We start from the raw sequence: 17245 nt of genomic DNA, 5'->3' as shown, positions 1-17245 counted from the left end.
TTTTAAGTGGTTATAGCTAATATGCCGGTAAAATATTGAGCGAGTGGACGCTTGAATATGGCTGCTGAAAATGGTGTATGTAATGTGATGTTCAAGCTTGTGCCACCAAGAGGGATCTTTTTAAGCAACACGGTGTCTTGTTTGCGAGCAAAGTCTTTTTTGACCAAATCAAGTTTATGACTTTTAAGACTTTTTCTGTTTTGAATTAAAGTCAGTGTTGCATTAAATGATTTAAGTGGTCCTAGATGACATAAACTCTGAAATGCTTGGAGTGTGCGTTGATTGCTTGGACAATTAAATACAATATCTAGCTTGCCTAGTTCATGCGGTCTTGCTGAGTTTTCACTTATGCATGTTTCTGTAATCATTGCTCCGCCTAAGTGCTTTATCGCGGTGCATTGCTTTTTATCCAACACTAACCCTTGGTGTTGCCCCAACAGCATCCATGCTTCGCTCAGAGACTTCATTGTCAGCTCACCAGTTGTTAACTTGCGCATTGCTTGACCATTTATGAGATTAAATACTTGCCCGTTGTGCCATTCTCCAGGTGCGTAAGCAGTCCACATTTTTAACCAGTCATTTTCATTCCATTCCTGTTCAAGTTTAGAAGTACGTTGTTTGGGAGCGATTCTTTTTAGTAATTCCGCCTCGCTAAAGTAGGGTTGATAGTGCTTTTTGGCTTGCTCTGGCAATGCAGCATACTCAGGACTGAGCTCTGCAAGCACTCTTGAGATATCATTTGAACCAGTGGGCATATCCAAAAGGTAGCGCAATTCATCACGGCTATAGTGACGCTTTTGTGGCTTAAAAAGCGGGATAATCCTCTCAAGTCCATGTAAGTAATGACGTCGAGTCGTTGCATAATGAGAATGTCCAAATTGAGCGCTAATCACATCAAACAGGAGGCTATCGTTTACCTCGCTAAAATCGCGTCCCTCAAGCCAAAAGCTAAAGCGTGCTAAGCAAGTCTGCTTGGTCAGCATTGTTTGCATTGCTTTGTCGTCGAGCAAAGTTGCCAAATGGTTATCTTCTTGATCATATGCTAAATGCAACCCCTGCAGATAAGTGAGCTCAATACCTGAATGACGTAAATGATGGAAGCGTACCTGTTGGCCAAACAACCCTTTAAGCACCTGGGTCACTGGATATAAATAATGGCTTGCGCGTGAAGCTATGGATTCACCACATAATGCTAATAGCGGTTTTGCGTAATCACTCTCTGCATTGATCTTAATCGTTATGCGTACAAGCTTTGCTGCCACGTTCGGCATGACAATATAAACATGGCGAGTTTGCCCGTTTTTTGTACTGCCTTCATCTGTTTTTGTGATAGTCAGTACAAAATGGTTATTTTGATTGGCGACTTGGCGAATATCACCCACTCTAAGGCGTAACACTTCACCGCGACGCAAAGCACCATAAAACGCGAGTAATGCAGCGACACTGGCAAAGAGTCGTTGCAGAGCGTGACCATTGTTGTTCGATAATAAGTGTTTGATAACTAAGTGTAACTGAGAAACACTTAGCCGAAATGGATCCACTCGTGCAGGTAAACTAGGCTTCTCAAATTGACTCAAATCTAAGTGATCAGTTAATGGTTGCTGTGACACACTGCGTAAAAATTGGTAGAAATGCCATGATTGCGAGTCTTTCTCATCAAGGGTTTCAAAAGCTTGCTGCGCCCATAATGCTAATTTATCGGGTTCGCTGGCCGCTTGATACGATAACGGAGCAAGGTTTTTGTAAAAGTTACTGTATCTGTCGACAGTGTCTGCTGGTAGGTTGTCACGTTTAATACCTCCGTCAATAAAGAGTGACTCACAGAAATGAAACAGCAGCTTAGGTAGGATGTTATCTTGAGTCCAACTGGGCACTAATGGCATTACTGCGGATGCGTTGTTTTTACGGCGATAATACTTGATTAACTCTTTGTGTGGCCAATAAGGCTTGCCCGAGTTTGATTTAATGCCATCTTGGTTTTCTTGTCGCTGAAATACGATAGGTTGGTAGAGTGATTTTTTGATTGCGAGTGGCAAAGTTGGGCTGAAATGTTGAGGTAACGTCGCGACATGGCGTTGAGGATCTGAAATATCGCGCAACAGTTCGGCCGGTACTTGATAATGATGGTGCCACAATGACTGAAACGTGCGCTGCCACTTCGCCGCTGAGCGCGGAGCTAGATAATAAGGCTGCGCTGATAACATAGTATTTAATGCTTTTAAAAGGGCATTTTTCGTTGGTGGCTGAGTTTGCTGCAGCATATATTGTTGTAATAGCTGATAAGCAAACAGCGGCAGTGGTAACCGGGTAAAGCTTGGTTGGGCGTCGTTAGCAAATGCGGCGATAGGCGTTGGATGCGGCACCTTTAGGGTATATTGACCTTCAAAAAATTCTATTGGATCAGCACTACTGAGAACCGCTTGCCAGTAGCTTAACGGCAGAGGAGCGACATCAATGTAGAGCACGATCAGTAACCAAGCTAACTCACTCTTAGATCCACTGTTTGGATTGGCGATAAAGCGCTGGCGTTGCTGATGATAGCCTCGTAGCAATGTGCCTGCATTGCCGTTGAATACTTGTATTTCACGCATCCACTTGAGTGCACTATCTTGACACCGCGTCTCTTGTTTTGGAGGTAGGGTCCAATCACAGACATCATAAAGATATTGTAAGACTTGATCTCGTGCTCGCTTAAGTCGACGTTGTCGCCCTGTTGGAATGTTGCTTATGGCATAATTTATTTGCTTGAGATTGACTTCACTGAGTTGACGTTGTTGGGCGCATTTATCTATGTGCAGACATATCCATTCTATATCTGTGCGATTTTCTATTGCCAGTCCCAAATCCTCATGGTGACGCTGTATTGTACTATAATTGAGCATCTCACTACTCCTCCGTGATCGGCGCTAGCTGTAAAAAATGACTAATGCCATTCAGGTGTTTGGTGAGCTTTTTCTGCGAAGCCGGGAAATGCATCGCACTGCCAAGGTGCTCACCAAAAGAGGAATGTCCCATTAGTTGATCTACATCTTGGGTGGATAACACTGGATCGAGTGCCGCTCTCGCATGCTGAGCAAAAAAGTGCCTGAGTTGGTAGGGCACCACCTGAACATTTGGGATGCATTCAGACCAACATTGCTTCAGAAAGTAACGCAGTGTTTTTGCTGTAAGAGGCTGCGGCTCACCCACTTCATTGATCTGAAACCACAACAATGCAGAAGGTGTATGCTTTGGGAAAAATTGGTTGAGTTGATGTTTGAGTTGTTCAAATCGCAGTATTGCTTGCTGCAGGTAGTCAGGTAACCTTACGGTGCGCCAACGTCCTTTGTCGCTAACAATAGCGTGTTGAAAGTTAAAGCAGTAAGCCTGTTCAAGCGTAATCGCATGCGTCGGGCGAACACCTGTTAATACGATGAACAGTAATGCGAGTTCATTAGCACGAAAATTGACTAACTCACGTAAGCTAGTAGTGGTGTTCTGCTGGAGAGTCAGTTGTCGTCCTTGTTGATGTAAATGACGGAAAAAATGCCGGACATTGTCAACTTCTAACATGCGCTGTGAGCCAATAACAAGTGCTGGCATTTTGACATAGGTTTTGGTTGCCTTAGTGAGATCGAGGTGAAACGCTGCAATTCGGCCAGCTACGAGTAAATGCTCGGGGAGCGGGTCATTTTTATGTAGCAGCGAACGCTCATTGGCGGTGATAGGAAGCGGTACATTGAGCATCGGTTCGAGCTTCGGATCCATCAGTACTTGACGTAATCTATCTAGATATCGAGTCTGTGCATGAAAGATTTCGTAACGTACCTGTTCGCTGTCTTGGGATTGATATGCACTGGCAGAGTGATGATGCAATCCTTCTTCACCGAGCAATACACGTTTGCTGAGTGTCGATAGGCCACTATCAAGATTCGCTAACGTTGTGAAGTAGCTAAAAAATCCATCACGACGTATGCGATAACGTCCTAATAACGAGGTTGGCGTACGCCATTTTGTATTCAACCAGCAAATGAAAGTCTCTTTCTCTTGAATAGAGAGTTCCCAGTGTTCGGTAGACTGAGTTAATGCATGGCTAAAGTAAGCATTGAGTCCATTTGGTAGCGGCTGCCACTGCCATTTAATGCCATGTTGTGTGTCGTGTGCCAATGCATACTCGACCCAAGAAATATTATTCATACGCACTCGCCGTAGTGCATTGGCTCTACATAGTTCACTGCCTGTGAGGATGACAATCGTCGGGATATCGTCAGTAGCTCGGCAATTCACAAGCTCGCCAGTGAGCCACAGATAGACAAAATAAAATAGATGTCGATCGTACGAGTTGATTTTGTTGCTCATGGTAGGTTTTATGCACGACTTTAATAGATGCAATGCGGTAAGAAGTGTTAATGCTACGCTCATTGGCTCAGGATTAACGCCGCCGCTGTTTCGTTGACGCGCTTTACGTTTGATAGCACTTAGTTTACTCATGCTTTACCATTGTCGTCATTGATTGCTAGTTTCTTGGTGTCTGATCGTATTGCCGATGGAGATACCCCTGAAAATAGTGCTAATTGACTTTTCTTTGGAATAAGGTTGGTTGGTAGCACTGTGTTGGATTTAGCAATATTGAGTCTACAAGCCAGCGTTTTTAAGGTTGAAGAATGATAGTTGTATTGCAATGCTGGAAGCGTGAGCATTAATGTCGTGATTATTTGCTCAATGTTATCTGCAGATTGTTGGTATTCACATATGCTGACTTTTTGTGATTGAACACTGGGATGTTGCCTTAGCAATACAAACAGTGGGGCGGGCGTTAAAAGTAGATAATGCTCTTGAGTTACTGGTATGACATGCAGAGTTATTGTTTTCAGCAAGATATGTATTTCATGCTCATGAAGATGGTCAATCACGCAGGGGGGAGACTGCACAGTTATCTCCTCGCGGAGTAAACGTGCGACCAAAGGATGATACTCGAGGGTAAAACTGTTAATCAAGCGCTGTTTTGTTTTCATATCTGCTGTACTCGTTTGCTCAGGAATGTTGTAACGAGTGCCTCTTCTGTTTTAGTGAAAATGCCCTGTGTAGATAGTAATTTCTGACAGGTTTCGTCTGCGTATATCAAATGATACTGACTAAATTAACTTTCTATTTTTTACTACTGTCTATTTGTACAGTTATTTCTGGTGGTTGCAATAGATATAATATTAATCTTTATTAATAAATCCTTTACTATTCATAATATTACACAACAAAAATGTTGTTTTTTATTGTGTAATAAACGATTTAGGTGATTTTGATTCATATTTTGGCGAAAGATAAATTTATTCGGATGATGAATTTAAATTGATGTGGATGCACTTATAGATTGTCATTGAGCTTGTCGTGGAGAGTAAATTGATAGCATCCCCCGAACCAATTATTGGCTTATCTGAATGAAATGGCATTACACCTTGTTGATTTTAAAAAGTCTAATACAACGAAGATTACCTAATCACATTGGGGAAAAAGCGGTTCCATCATAGTATTTTTTAACATTAGCAATCGTGGATTGCACCGTGCAAAAGCAACAAAATTTTCAATACGAATAATTGATTACGGTATTTCTAGTCGAGGCAAGATCCGCTAGAGCAGCGTTAAAGTCGATTTGACGACAAACAACAATTCACTGTACTACATAAAATCAAGGTTTCGACCTTTGTTTTTGTTTGTCGATCTTGTACACCAGTTTGCTTGGGAGTCTTTGACAGGCCTATGGTGATTGCAGACTATTAATTAGTTTCTTACTTAGGCTGTTGTTGAATAATGTTAATTTCTTGGCCTTTTAAATACTGTGGATGATATGGCTGATCGGTAAGCGTCTAACGAACAACACCTGTTTATCTAAATTTTTGCATTTAAAAGGACATTTAAATAACAATAGTCGTAAAACGCTGCTAAAAAAGGTGACAAGATTAATGACTTGGCACGTGACGTAACCATTAACGTGTGTGGTAAATGACGCCAATCTGTTATCTGCCCTGCATCGCCGCATTTACTTCGAAATAGGACTGAATTCCTATTATTTACTTAAATATGGGAATATAGTCCTATAGTGTACTCTGCTTCAATTTGCTAATTCATAATAGTTGGACTATATTCCTATTATCTTTTTTAAAATGAGAATTTAGTCCTATTCTGAGTGATTTTATGGCAAGGCGAGACTTACACAGCGTGCTGTTTCCAAAGCAGCTCAAAATTCTCACTCTCTTTGGTGAAGATTTGTTGCTTGCGTTGAAGCGACGGGGATTGACAAAAAAAATGCTCTGCGAGCGAACCGGGTTTGACCATAAAACCGTGAACAAGGTATTTGCTGGTGATCCTGGTGTTGCGATTGGTACTTATTTGAAAATTATGGCCGTGATGGGCATGGATAGCAACTTCTCTGAAATGGCAGCGCATGACGAATTAGGTATCAAACTCCAAAACATCAAACTTCTGGAAGGTCCAAAATGAGCAGAGAACGGGTAGAGGTGTATGCTGACTGGCATCCCATCGAAAAGCCGTTATTAATAGGTCAATTGGCCTATAGTGATCTAAGTCGAGGCGGTGTATTTAGCTTTGCTTATGACAAAGCCTTTTTAACATCACCTTATTGTTTGCAAATTGACCCTTTGCTTACCCTGCATGCTGGTGAGTTATATAATGATGAAGCCAATAAAAACTTTCGCGCTTTTTTAGATTCATCGCCAGATCGTTGGGGACGTATTCTTATGCAGAGAAGGGCGGCTATCGAATATCGTAAAGGTATTAGACCTAGTAATCGTGTAACGGAGCTTGATTATTTGCTTGGCGTACATGACGCCTACCGCATGGGGGGGATCCGCTTTAAAAAAGTGGGCTCACATAATTTTTTGGATAACAACGACGATTTCGCAGCGCCTCCCATGGCATCGTTGCGTGAGTTAGAGCATGCTGCTATTCAAATTGAAAAAGACGACAATATAGACAGTGACGAATATTATCACTGGCTGAGAATGCTAATTTCTCCGGGTTCCTCTTTGGGTGGTGCAAGGCCAAAAGCCTGCGTCACAGACGAAAAAACCCATCTGTGGATTGCTAAATTTCCAAATATTAATGACACCTTTGATGTTGGTGCGTGGGAGATGGTGTGCTACGAACTTGCATTAGCGGCCGGCATTGAGGTTTCTACTAGTGAGATCCGAAAACTTTCAACGAAGCACCATACCTTTTTGACTAAACGTTTTGATCGGATTGGTGACAAACGTCTGCATTTTTCATCAGCAATGACTCAACTCCAGTATTATGATGGTGAACATTCACACGGAGCTAGCTATCTTGAAATAGCAGAGTTTCTTTCCAATCAGGGCTCGCAAACGAAAACAGATCTTGCCCAATTATGGCGACGAATAGTATTTAATATTGCGGTGTCTAATACAGATGATCACCTTCGTAATCATGGTTTTCTATTAACCGGCAAGGGTTGGAAGCTATCACCTGCTTACGATTTAAACCCCATAGTGGGTAAAAAAGGCCTTCACTTGAACATTACAGAGTCAGATAATGCATTGGATTATCAGCTTGCTTTTGATGTAATAGATTTTTTCAGGCTAACTCAAATCGAAGCAATGAAAATCTACGATGAGGTGTTAAATACAGTGAAGCAGTGGCAGCAAGTTGCCCAGCGTTTAGGGATCAGCCGGGCAGAGCAAACCATGAAGGAAGAAGCCTTTAATGTTTGATAGTCTTCTTGAGTAAAAAGACACTTTTATTGAAAATCTAGATCGGGTGATGGATATATCACGTCAATTAACACATAGATGTCGCGTCAATTAGGGCGTCTATTATTTGAGCTATATGGACTATGAACTTCGCAGGGTGATCCATACACCTCATACTAAACCAATCTTCTTCAGGTATTGTATTGTCAAGGATGCGAGCGAAGCGAGTACCAGTATGGTTTGTCCTTGATAATATAAGGGCCTGATGAAATAATGACCTATGAGGCGTATTCTAATTGACGCTAAGTTGGCTTTCTAGTTGTCGTCTTACAGATGGAGAATGTGTTATTACGACTTATTCCACTGATTGGAGCGTAGTCATTGTTTGAGCAATAGTGACGGTAAGGGAAATGCTTTAGTTTTCGAGAAACTTTTTTATTTTCAATCATATTATTTAAATGGTATTGAGATCTTACCTCTAGAGCACAAGAGGTAAAATCAAAGACAGATACCTGGTGCACCTGGAAGCTAGCAATGAAGTTTTGCCCTGAACTCATTAAATCAACCTAACGTGTCACGCTCAATTAAAAAGCTCGTAGCAACAGGCTTATTAAAGTCTGAAGGTCTTAATATTTTTTCAATCGATATGAAATAAAAAATGGAAATGACGATGACTAGCTTAGATGCGCTTAAACAGAAAATATTATTAAATCCAGAAGCTAAAGCTGAGTATGAGGCTTTGTTGAAAGCGGAACAGGAGAAGCTAAAAGTCAATGGCTCTACGCTCATAGATAAGTCTATAGGTGCTCAAGGTTAGCCGTAGCAAAAAATTCAGCGATTTCACGTTGGATGAGTTATCACGCTTAGCCGCTAAGGCCATGCTGCTAGAAAATTGGTGTTATATACCGCCAAGCAAACCGTAGCAAGCTTCCATGAGGTATGGGCGAAAGAAAAAGCGCATTTACCACTTATCAAGTCGATGATTGAAACAATCGAGACACACTTACGAAGCATACCGCTACGCTAGAATGAGAACCGGCGCGTTCAAAAATGCCTGTTTGCCCACCAAACTGCCCACCACTTACCTATGGCTTTTACCAAATCTTAGTGGAGCTTCTTGGTTTTCTATTAATGGATACAATAGTGGCCATTTTTTCGCTTGTTCTATGCGATAGGTTATGAGTCAGCAGAAAACTCACCTAACCTCAAATGAACATCATAGTATCCACGACTGATAAGCCTAAGTTGTGCGTTTATAATAAAGTTTGATATTTTTTGCGTTTTTTATAAAGAAGCCAGTTAAGAACTAACATATTTATGCCCCTTTATTCGCTAAAGTGTAGTAAATACTCATTCACATGTTGTTAATGTGCATTTGCCATACTAAGAGTTATCTGAACTCAGCTCCCGACGAATTAATGCATCTCAGTGTCGTATCGAGATTATTACGCTTTTTATAATCCGTAATCTTTCCGTACAAGTTGAATGTGTTCAATGTTTGAACTATAATCTCTTTCGTTACGGAATACGTCCGTACACTGGAGGAGTTATGGCAACAGCACGTTTAGATATCCGTCTTGATGAAGAGATAAAAGCGAAAGCAGAAAAGGCATCAGCATTGCTTGGTCTGAAAAGTTTAACTGAATATGTAGTTAGGCTTATGGACGAAGATGCAACAAACGTAATTGAGAAGCACGAAGGTATCGTGGTTCAAGATAGTGTCTTTGACGCATTTATGGCTGCTTGTAACAAAGCAAAATCGCCAAATCAAGCTTTGTTGAATGCTGCAAAATTCACAGATGAGAGCGGTATCAAGTGAGTTGGGGTAAAGAGTTCGTAGAACTTAGTAAATCATATCACGACCGCAATTCATTCGACTGTGGTGAGCAAGAGCTAAATACATTTATCAAAACTCAAGCAGCAAAGCATATGGAAGCAGGTATTAGTCGAACAATGATTCTCCCTAGTGCTCAGCCATTGCTTAATCAGAAGTTTGCAATATGTGCATTTTACAGTGTTGCGCCTAGCTCAATCAATCGAGAAACCTTACCAGAGCAACTAGCAAAGAAACTTCCTCGATACCCAATTCCAGTGTTTCTTTTAGCTCAGTTAGCTGTGCATAAGGAATTTCACGGCTCTGGGCTAGGAAAAGTCAGTTTAATCCGTGCTCTGAAGTACCTTTGGGAAGTTAACCACCATATGAGGGCTTATGCTATTGTCGTGGACTGTCTCACTGATCCAGCACAGGCATTCTATACAAAATTTGGCTTTGAAGTATTGTGTGAACATAATGGACGCATTCGCATGTTTCTACCAATGAAAACGATAGAAAGACTTTTTAACCAATGAGTTAATAATTAGGCAGTGCTTAATCCTGAACTCGTTGTAGATCAAGGCTGTATGACAGTAAGCTAGCGCGTCCATGTTCTGGTAAGAGCTAGTTAATCCTGTTAGCTCAAAAATGTCCAAAAGTGAGAGGGAAAATGATCAAACTTTATTATCAAAAAATGACATTCGTTCTCAAATAAATTATCAAAGTTTTGGGTTGTTACCGTTGATGATGATATAAATTTTTATCAAACTTTAATATGGTCGTTCATAAGTGTCGAATGGCAGGCATCAAGGTCTACAGATTGTCACCTATAAAGTAACTTTGTGTAGACCTCGTGATTCTAGGCAACGCGCTTTTACTATCTCTGTGGTAAATACTGGGTGAAATACAAGGGCATCACAATATTGGTTTGTTCTAACGCTGATGAGCCTTGTGTGCCAGTTAACTTAAAGGTTTTACTTGGAGCACATTTTTCAACGTAGGATGCCAGCGATTTTGCTCTTGTACGTTTACCACTTTTTACTTCAACAGGGATGATATCGCCTTCATCGGTTGCCAAAATAAATTCGATTTCGGCGCGGGCGTCATTCCATGAATAACTTGGGACAACGCCAATGGCAGTGAGCTCTTGTTGTACAAAGTTTTCAGCCACATAGCCTTTGTATTCGTAGTTTTGTTGCTTAATCTCTTTATAACTGCTGCCCAGCATATGATTGAGCAGACCCACATCAAACATAAACAGTTTAACCATATTTACTTTTTTATAGGCCGCCAGAGGTGATTTCGGCAATCCTTCAATAGGGTAGTTTGGCAAGGCTAAGCGGCAAAAGTTAAGCCAATGAATTGCGGTTTCAAAATCGCTATAACGAGATTTACGTTCATGCACATGTTTAAATTTAAAGCGTTTAACGGACTCATCGCTCCCAATTGATAACTGAGCTGGAATGCTATTAAACACAGATTCAATCAGTGTGGCATCGACCTTGCCCGCATACTTACCGAAATCTCGGCGATAACCTTCAACTAAATCGGCATGAATTTTAGTGACTTTTTCAACACGCTCTAAAATGCTTGAATCTTTTAACTGATACCAAGCCGAAACGGCTTCCGGCATACCACCGGTAAAAAAGTAGTCTGTTAGTTTATCCATCAATTTCGTGTGCACTGCCGGTGTGCTTGCTTGACTATCAAACGCTTTGATCAGTGCTTGCTCGCTTGATGCGTAAATAAACTCTTGGAAGGTTAGTGGTCGTAAATTGTATTGTTCAACCTTGCCCACAGGGAAGGTGTTGAGCAAGCCAATGTTCGAGCCGCTAGCCGCGACAAAATAGGATGGTGCTTTTTCAGCAAAATACTTTAGTGAGGTAACGGCACGTTCACATTCGCCAATTTCATCTAATATCAGCAGATCGGTTTCTGGGTTGAATGCCTGATTGGTCAAAAGCTCAATGTTCATTAATAGCTCATCAGGTGACAGTGAGCCATCGAACGCTTCTTTGTAGGCGGGATTTTCAAGAAAGTCGATACGCAGGATGTTGGCAAAGGTGTTACCAAACAACTCCTGCAGCAGATAGGTTTTACCCGTTTGTCTTGCGCCATCAATCAATAGTGGCTTGCGCACAGGTTGTTTTTTCCATGCTATTAGGGCGTTTAGTAAGTTGCGCTGCATTGTTATTTCTCGCCAATTAATGTCGTTAACGACCTATACTATAGCTCGATTTACACTTTTATGCGCATAAAAGTGTGATTTTTTACATTTTTATGCGCATAAAAGTGCTTGTTGGATTTATTTCATGCATGTTACTCTTTATTTAATTTTGAACATCAAGCTTGCACAATCTCGCCCATTAATGGGCGAGTCAAGCAATAAATGGATTCCATAGTAAGCGGCAAATGAAGCAGTGAAACATTAATCCAAATTGCTCAAATCAACATTCCACGGTAAGCATCCGGGCAAGTACATCTTCTGAAACCCGTATTGGTTTCCTATATTAACGACTGACTATTACATCAGGAGTTAATATGTCTAAACGTTCAGATGAGGATTGGGCTGCTTTGATACAGTAACAATCCGCCAGCGGCTTAACGATTTCACATTTTTGCCGTCAACATAAGCTTAGTCTAAGCAGGTTTTACGCCCGCAAAGCGGATATGGCTAAAACAAGTAGTCCAAAGTTTATGCCGTTTGTTCAGGCCACAATAGCCTCGCCGACGGCGATGACAACTCAACCTAGTGCTTCATCCCAGGTTATCCATTTTCAGCATCAAACTGGGTTATTGTCTTCCCCCAGCGCATTACCCCGACACTATCTGCTTGAGATTATAAAAGACCTGTAAGTTTGTTGATGTTTTGTGAGCTTCCCAGTGTTTATCTGCATCGCGCACCGGTGGTTGAAGGTTTATAACCCTATGTAAAGGTTAATAATTTCCTACTCTATATTCTGGAGCTGAATGTGGTGCAAGTTTTATTTTATCTTTAATTCAATAGGTTATTGTTATTTTGTTTTGTGGTCATTACATTTAGTCACCACTTTAGTACCACTTTAATTGGTCTGTAAGCTGATATTCTTATGGGCAAATCCCCCCCTTGGTATTTCTTTTTATTCATTCATATTCTTAGTCAGTCTCTTTTATGGCAACACACGTTAGCATGTAATTAGATATTTAACGTCTATAGCGTGTAAAGGTCGTTTTAACGGTTATGGCGTGTAAAACTTGATTTACCTGTTGTAGCGTGTAAAGTGATATTGGGACTGTTTATATAGGTAAAGTGATTATGAAGGTGACGAACTCAAAGCAGCTTAGTGCGTATCTTAAAGATGCGCGGCTAAATATGAAGCTATCGCAAAGTAAAGCGGCTAGTAAGGTCGGCATTCGTCAGGATACGGTTTCTAGCTTTGAGCAGAACCCTGACTCTACTAAATTAGAAACACTGTTTAAAATATTATCAGCATTAAACCTTGAGCTAGACATTAAGGTTAGAAACCCAGAGTTAGGGGGTGAACTTGTAGATGATAAAGCCATACCGACTGAGCAAGAATGGAAGGAGGAGTGGTAATGGCTATCCTTGATGTTTATATGAATGGTTACCTAGTCGGAGAGTTAACTAAATCGACCACAGGCTCCCATCTGTTTAAGTATGAACAGCAATGGTTAGATACCGCTAATAGTCGCCCCATCTCTTTGTCTATGCCACTGCGCAAGCAAGCATATAAAGGTGATGAGGTTTACAATTTCTTCGATAATCTACTCCCAGATAATATAGAGGTGAGAAACAGAATTGTTGCTCGCCATAATGCTCAATCGACCCAAGCATTCGATTTATTGGCCAAAGTCGGTCAAGACAGTGTTGGTGCATTGCAGCTCATACCGCATGATCAGCAGCCATTTGATATTAAAAAAATTGAGTCTAAACCTTTATCGGATCAAGAATTGGAAAGAGTGCTAAAGGGTTATCAATCGAATATTCCACTAGGCATGTTAACCGATGAGGATGACTTTCGAATATCGATAGCAGGTGCCCAAGAAAAAACGGCCTTACTTAATCTAGAGGGACAGTGGCGGCTTCCTATTAAGGCGACCCCGACAACGCACATCATTAAGCTACCCATAGGTTCGATACAGAGTCATTCACACACTCTTGATATGTCTGACAGTGTTGAAAACGAATACTTATGTATGATGATTGTGAGGGAGTTTGGTTTAGATGTACCGCAGTGCTCTGTCATTAAGGTGGGTGATGTTAAGGCGCTTGCTGTGGAACGCTTTGACCGTAGGCTCTCATCTGATGGTAAATGGATTATGCGTTTGCCCCAAGAGGACTTTTGCCAAGCATTAAACATTCCGTTAGCGAGAAAATATGAAAGCCACGGCGGCCCCGATATTGAGCTTATTATGTCATCTTTATTGGGCTCCACCAATTCAGAGCAAGATCGAGTTAACTTCATGAAGTCTCAGGTGCTGTTTTGGCTATTAGCGGCAACCGATGGTCACGCTAAAAATTTCTCACTTTTTATTGAGGCGGGTGGCGGATATCGACTAACCCCTTTTTACGATATTTTATCTTTGTATCCTGTGTTTGGTGGTAAAGGGTTAAATATTCGCGATGCAAAGCTGGCTATGGGGCTTAAAGCGACAAAAGGTAAGAAGTACCAAATAGCACAGATTTTCCAAAGGCACTTTATTCAAACCGCAAAAGCCGTTGGCTTTGATACTGCAACTATGGCTGATATCATGAATGAGATAGCCAATTCAGTTGACTCAGTCATCACTAAAGTTAACTCACAGTTACCAAAAGATTTTCCAGTGCATATAAGGGATACAATTCTTGATGGCTTAAAGGATAGATCTAGACGTCTACTTAAATAGCAATTGGCTTCTTGTTTTAAAGACCAGGTTGCTTTTTTCTCAGTTCCCACACCAAACTTTGATTACTCACTGCCAGAACCATCAGTTGCGCTTTGATAACTGATGATTTCACCTTGTAAAAACTTATCTCTTGGTAAGACTAATAACTCCAGTCCAACCCCCCTTAGGGCTTTGCCTAAAACTAATGCGCTAGCTTTCGATTTATCTCCCTCAATCTCAGATAATGCCTTCCTTGTAATGCCAACCATTTTGGCATATTGCTCTTGATTAGCGAATAGCATTTCAGTACGCAACCTTTGCAAAGCCTTACCCGTCGTGATCTGACTGGTAATAAGCTCAATGCAAATACTTTTCATAAGCTCATCTTTGACAGAGCTCGGCAATTTTTTACGCTTCGCAGAAAGTGGTAGTCGGCCATGACGATTATCTTGGGCTGACATTTTGGCCTTTTCTGTCATAGTAGTTTCCAGGTTTTGAATTTCTTCTCTAAATTTTCATACCCCATACTTGGGAAAGAGAGAATAGACTGGGGAACACCTCGGTTTCCCAGCCTTTGCTTGAGTTCAACTAATTCTATTGCTGTTTGAGCCAATGCATCTAAAAGGGCTTTTGGCTCAATAAGATCGGCAAGACTATTAGCGATTTTAACAAAGTCATATTGTCCACCTAATTCAAGGCCCGCCTCCCATATAAAAGTCCTTGATATCACTTCTGGATCGGCTTTCATGGGGGCAAAGTCGTAGATAGGCGCGAGGGATACGTGATTGTTCTGCTTGATGAATGACGTATTACGACCGTGATTATCGGAATTACCAAAAGCAATATTAAGCAAGTCCCTGCGAACCCACTCGATAACAAACGCGGCTATTCCATCCTCTACATCGAGAAACGTTGTTGTTTCACTGTTATCGCTTTTTAAAGTAAACACTTCTATCAAAGCGCGGATCACCTCGCCATGCTCCATCATAGTCGCTGGAGCAATATCTAAAACAGAGTAAACTGACTCCATACCAAGCAATTGCTGTTTATTGCCTATTGTTGCAACATCGAACCTTGGCAACCAAAGTGATGGACCTCGCTCGCTCTCTATCAACCGCATTTCATCAATGGGTATAGTATCGAAACCAAGCGCGTTAAGTTCGTGATAGAAGTGAAACTCAGCCCTTAAAATATCGTGGTCGATACTTGCGCTTCCTCTTGGAAATTTAACTAAGTATCGGGTGTCTATATTACTTGGATTATCTTGAAAGGTATCGATCCACACTCTGTCAGCTGGATCACAGCGAAGAAGTAATTTAGGCGCCGCACCACCAGCACCAGACGCACCGCCGGCAGCGGCTCCATTGGCCTGTGCATATTCGATAAAGTCGACTTCAAGCCTACAGACATCCTCAACGCTAAACGTTACTGGTATTGGGTTCATAATAATAGCGGGTACCGACTCTTTCACCCTGATATTGCCTATCGGTGCGATAGTACCTTGAGATAACAGGATAAAATTCCTGGTAAGCTTATCTTCATCGAGCAAGCGCAGTGTTCGTAGCCAATATTTACGACTTGAGCCTGCGGGAATAATGTCATCTAAAAAACGAAACCAGTTTTTATTATTTCGATAGGGCATGGTGTCGTTTGGCAAAGAGACGCTGACTGCGGTTTCTGCAAAATCATCATAGTGTGCAAACACATGATCTGTTTCATAGTCCAGTCGACAAAAGTTTGAATCAAGGCGTTCTGCAAACTCGATAGTCGCAACATCATGCCACTCAAAAGCGTAGTTAATTTGAAGCGTAATTGCTTTAGGCATAATGCATCCATTTCGGTTCAATAAAGAGTGTAAAACTAATTTATTGAAACAATATTAGCACATAAAATAGCTATTACACTATTTATTGACACGATTTACGCTCAAAAAGTCAAGCGCCATTTTGTGACCACAGAACGCCCTAAGTAAAAGAGCATGATCCTAGTACTAATTCCATTTAATTCTGACATTAACATACTCGCGACTGGCTTATTGTGAACTACTCGCAACTAAAGCAGCGAGCTTCCAAGATAACAGCCTAAGCCGCTAAATCTTCTTTTTTGACGCTTCGTTGGACACCGCTAGTCGAGCTTTTGACTCGACTAGTCTTACGATTTCCTCCACGCCCACTATCTGACTTAGTTCGAAGAACTCCATCGTCAGACAACACCGTTCCAGTGTCTAAAATTAGATTAATTGCCCGTTTTTTAATGACCAATGATGCGTTGCTATCTGCATTGTCAGTGTGTCCACATTTACCGCACACCAAATAAACCCGCTCAAATCTAGCGCTTAACTTGATAACGAGCGAGTAGCCCCGTCACCTGTGGCGGGGAAAGCGAGTTCAGTGAGGTCTGTTTTGTTGTTCTATGTATTGGCGCAAAACCTCGATAGGAGCACCACCTACCGATCCAACAAAGTAACTTGGAGACCAAAGGGCATTTTTACGCCATGCAACCTGATTTAACTCTGGGAAGTGCCTTTTCACTTCACGGCTTGTTATTCCCTTTAGTGCGTTCGTTAATTTAGATAATGACGTTGCCGGGTGATAATCAATCAGTAAGTGTACGTGATCTGATTCACCATTAAATTCTGATAATGTTGCTTGATGATTTTTGCAAATATCGCCCATCATCTCTTTTAGCTTATCTAGATGCTCACTGGTGAAAACCTTTCCCCTGTATTTTGTGATAAATATCAAATGAGCGTGGAGCATGTAAACAACATGCCTGCCTTTTCTTAATTCCATAAATAGACCTTGACTGAGTTTATTATTTAACTATATATTAAACATATCATTTACTCAAATAGACCATGCAAAAT

The 17245-nt window shown here is 41.3% G+C and carries 14 protein-coding genes and 1 pseudogene; 8 read left to right on the top strand and 7 right to left on the bottom strand.

Features of this window, described 5'->3' with window-relative positions; translation table 11 throughout:
- Nucleotides 1-2 precede the first annotated feature (2 nt).
- From K8B83_RS17695 to K8B83_RS17685, 3 genes are read right to left on the bottom strand one after another with little or no spacing between them, the layout of a single operon-like run.
- Nucleotides 3-2882, bottom strand: coding sequence for a site-specific integrase (locus tag K8B83_RS17695; protein ID WP_223418532.1), 2880 nt, complete (start codon nucleotides 2880-2882; stop codon nucleotides 3-5).
- Between the two features lie 4 nt (nucleotides 2883-2886).
- The gene (locus K8B83_RS17690) at nucleotides 2887-4470 is read right to left on the bottom strand and encodes a site-specific integrase (RefSeq protein WP_223418530.1); all 1584 of its coding nucleotides are present in this window, start codon (nucleotides 4468-4470) and stop codon (nucleotides 2887-2889) included.
- Nucleotides 4467-4994 (bottom strand): hypothetical protein, encoded by a 528-nt coding sequence (locus K8B83_RS17685; protein ID WP_223418528.1) that lies wholly within the window; start codon nucleotides 4992-4994, stop codon nucleotides 4467-4469. The genes K8B83_RS17690 and K8B83_RS17685 overlap by 4 nt, the downstream gene beginning before the upstream one ends.
- A gap of 1174 nt (nucleotides 4995-6168) precedes the next feature.
- On the opposite strand from K8B83_RS17685, the gene K8B83_RS17680 reads away from it, so the two are divergent.
- The 5 genes from K8B83_RS17680 (at nucleotide 6169) to K8B83_RS17655 (ending at nucleotide 10049) form a co-directional block, all read left to right on the top strand.
- Nucleotides 6169-6474 (top strand): helix-turn-helix domain-containing protein, encoded by a 306-nt coding sequence (locus tag K8B83_RS17680; protein ID WP_223418526.1) that lies wholly within the window; start codon nucleotides 6169-6171, stop codon nucleotides 6472-6474.
- On the top strand, nucleotides 6471-7721 hold the full coding sequence (locus tag K8B83_RS17675) for a type II toxin-antitoxin system HipA family toxin (protein ID WP_223418525.1): 1251 nt from the start codon (nucleotides 6471-6473) through the stop codon (nucleotides 7719-7721). Before K8B83_RS17680 ends, K8B83_RS17675 begins: the two co-directional genes overlap by 4 nt.
- A 649-nt stretch (nucleotides 7722-8370) precedes the next feature.
- Entirely contained in the window at nucleotides 8371-8517 is a 147-nt protein-coding gene (locus K8B83_RS17670; protein WP_188741255.1) for a hypothetical protein, read from the top strand.
- Nucleotides 8518-9249: 732 nt separating this feature from the next.
- Nucleotides 9250-9519, top strand: coding sequence for a type II toxin-antitoxin system TacA family antitoxin (locus K8B83_RS17660; RefSeq protein ID WP_123776315.1), 270 nt, complete (start codon nucleotides 9250-9252; stop codon nucleotides 9517-9519).
- Entirely contained in the window at nucleotides 9516-10049 is a 534-nt protein-coding gene (locus K8B83_RS17655) for a GNAT family N-acetyltransferase (protein WP_137224162.1), read from the top strand. The genes K8B83_RS17660 and K8B83_RS17655 overlap by 4 nt, the downstream gene beginning before the upstream one ends.
- 341 nt (nucleotides 10050-10390) lie before the next feature.
- Here the strand turns inward: K8B83_RS17655 and K8B83_RS17650 are convergent, their stop codons facing one another.
- Nucleotides 10391-11701: an ATP-binding protein gene (locus K8B83_RS17650; protein ID WP_188741115.1), complete on the bottom strand. Its 1311-nt coding sequence runs from the start codon at nucleotides 11699-11701 to the stop codon at nucleotides 10391-10393.
- Between the two features lie 413 nt (nucleotides 11702-12114).
- Here K8B83_RS17650 and K8B83_RS21755 point away from each other — a divergent pair.
- The 3 genes and pseudogenes from K8B83_RS21755 to K8B83_RS17640 form a co-directional block, all read left to right on the top strand.
- Nucleotides 12115-12369 (top strand): annotated as a pseudogene (locus K8B83_RS21755) (IS66 family insertion sequence element accessory protein TnpA); the annotation flags it as partial.
- Nucleotides 12370-12808: 439 nt separating this feature from the next.
- Entirely contained in the window at nucleotides 12809-13090 is a 282-nt protein-coding gene (locus tag K8B83_RS17645) for a helix-turn-helix domain-containing protein (protein ID WP_188926925.1), read from the top strand.
- Entirely contained in the window at nucleotides 13090-14400 is a 1311-nt protein-coding gene (locus K8B83_RS17640) for a type II toxin-antitoxin system HipA family toxin (RefSeq protein ID WP_223418523.1), read from the top strand. The genes K8B83_RS17645 and K8B83_RS17640 overlap by 1 nt, the downstream gene beginning before the upstream one ends.
- 62 nt (nucleotides 14401-14462) lie before the next feature.
- Here the strand turns inward: K8B83_RS17640 and K8B83_RS17635 are convergent, their stop codons facing one another.
- The 3 genes from K8B83_RS17635 to tnpA form a co-directional block, all read right to left on the bottom strand.
- A complete protein-coding gene (locus tag K8B83_RS17635; RefSeq protein WP_223418521.1) occupies nucleotides 14463-14858 on the bottom strand; it encodes a helix-turn-helix domain-containing protein in 396 nt (131 codons plus the stop codon).
- Entirely contained in the window at nucleotides 14855-16204 is a 1350-nt protein-coding gene (locus tag K8B83_RS17630) for a type II toxin-antitoxin system HipA family toxin (protein ID WP_223418520.1), read from the bottom strand. Before K8B83_RS17630 ends, K8B83_RS17635 begins: the two co-directional genes overlap by 4 nt.
- Before the next feature lie 562 nt (nucleotides 16205-16766).
- Complete coding sequence (gene tnpA, locus K8B83_RS17625; RefSeq protein WP_223418518.1) at nucleotides 16767-17171, bottom strand: IS200/IS605 family transposase; 405 nt, start codon at nucleotides 17169-17171, stop codon at nucleotides 16767-16769.
- Between the last annotated feature and the right edge of the window lie 74 nt (nucleotides 17172-17245).

It is taken from the genome of Shewanella inventionis (assembly GCF_019931735.1).
In the GTDB taxonomy this organism is placed as follows: domain Bacteria; phylum Pseudomonadota; class Gammaproteobacteria; order Enterobacterales; family Shewanellaceae; genus Shewanella; species Shewanella inventionis.
The sequence above is the reverse complement of the archived record's forward strand: the minus strand, read 5'-3'. Positions and strand labels throughout refer to the sequence as shown.

Excerpts from the sequence above, each read along its gene's own strand:
- K8B83_RS17695 (WP_223418532.1), bottom strand. The coding sequence starts at position 2,882 with ATGCTCAATTATAGTACAATACAGCGTCACCATGAGGATTTGGGACTG.
- K8B83_RS17690 (WP_223418530.1), bottom strand. The coding sequence starts at position 4,470 with ATGAGTAAACTAAGTGCTATCAAACGTAAAGCGCGTCAACGAAACAGC.
- K8B83_RS17685 (WP_223418528.1), bottom strand. The coding sequence starts at position 4,994 with ATGAAAACAAAACAGCGCTTGATTAACAGTTTTACCCTCGAGTATCAT.
- K8B83_RS17680 (WP_223418526.1), top strand. The coding sequence starts at position 6,169 with ATGGCAAGGCGAGACTTACACAGCGTGCTGTTTCCAAAGCAGCTCAAA.
- K8B83_RS17675 (WP_223418525.1), top strand. The coding sequence starts at position 6,471 with ATGAGCAGAGAACGGGTAGAGGTGTATGCTGACTGGCATCCCATCGAA.
- K8B83_RS17670 (WP_188741255.1), top strand. The coding sequence starts at position 8,371 with ATGACTAGCTTAGATGCGCTTAAACAGAAAATATTATTAAATCCAGAA.
- K8B83_RS17660 (WP_123776315.1), top strand. The coding sequence starts at position 9,250 with ATGGCAACAGCACGTTTAGATATCCGTCTTGATGAAGAGATAAAAGCG.
- K8B83_RS17650 (WP_188741115.1), bottom strand. The coding sequence starts at position 11,701 with ATGCAGCGCAACTTACTAAACGCCCTAATAGCATGGAAAAAACAACCT.
- K8B83_RS17645 (WP_188926925.1), top strand. The coding sequence starts at position 12,809 with ATGAAGGTGACGAACTCAAAGCAGCTTAGTGCGTATCTTAAAGATGCG.
- K8B83_RS17640 (WP_223418523.1), top strand. The coding sequence starts at position 13,090 with ATGGCTATCCTTGATGTTTATATGAATGGTTACCTAGTCGGAGAGTTA.
- K8B83_RS17635 (WP_223418521.1), bottom strand. The coding sequence starts at position 14,858 with ATGACAGAAAAGGCCAAAATGTCAGCCCAAGATAATCGTCATGGCCGA.
- K8B83_RS17630 (WP_223418520.1), bottom strand. The coding sequence starts at position 16,204 with ATGCCTAAAGCAATTACGCTTCAAATTAACTACGCTTTTGAGTGGCAT.
- tnpA (WP_223418518.1), bottom strand. The coding sequence starts at position 17,171 with ATGGAATTAAGAAAAGGCAGGCATGTTGTTTACATGCTCCACGCTCAT.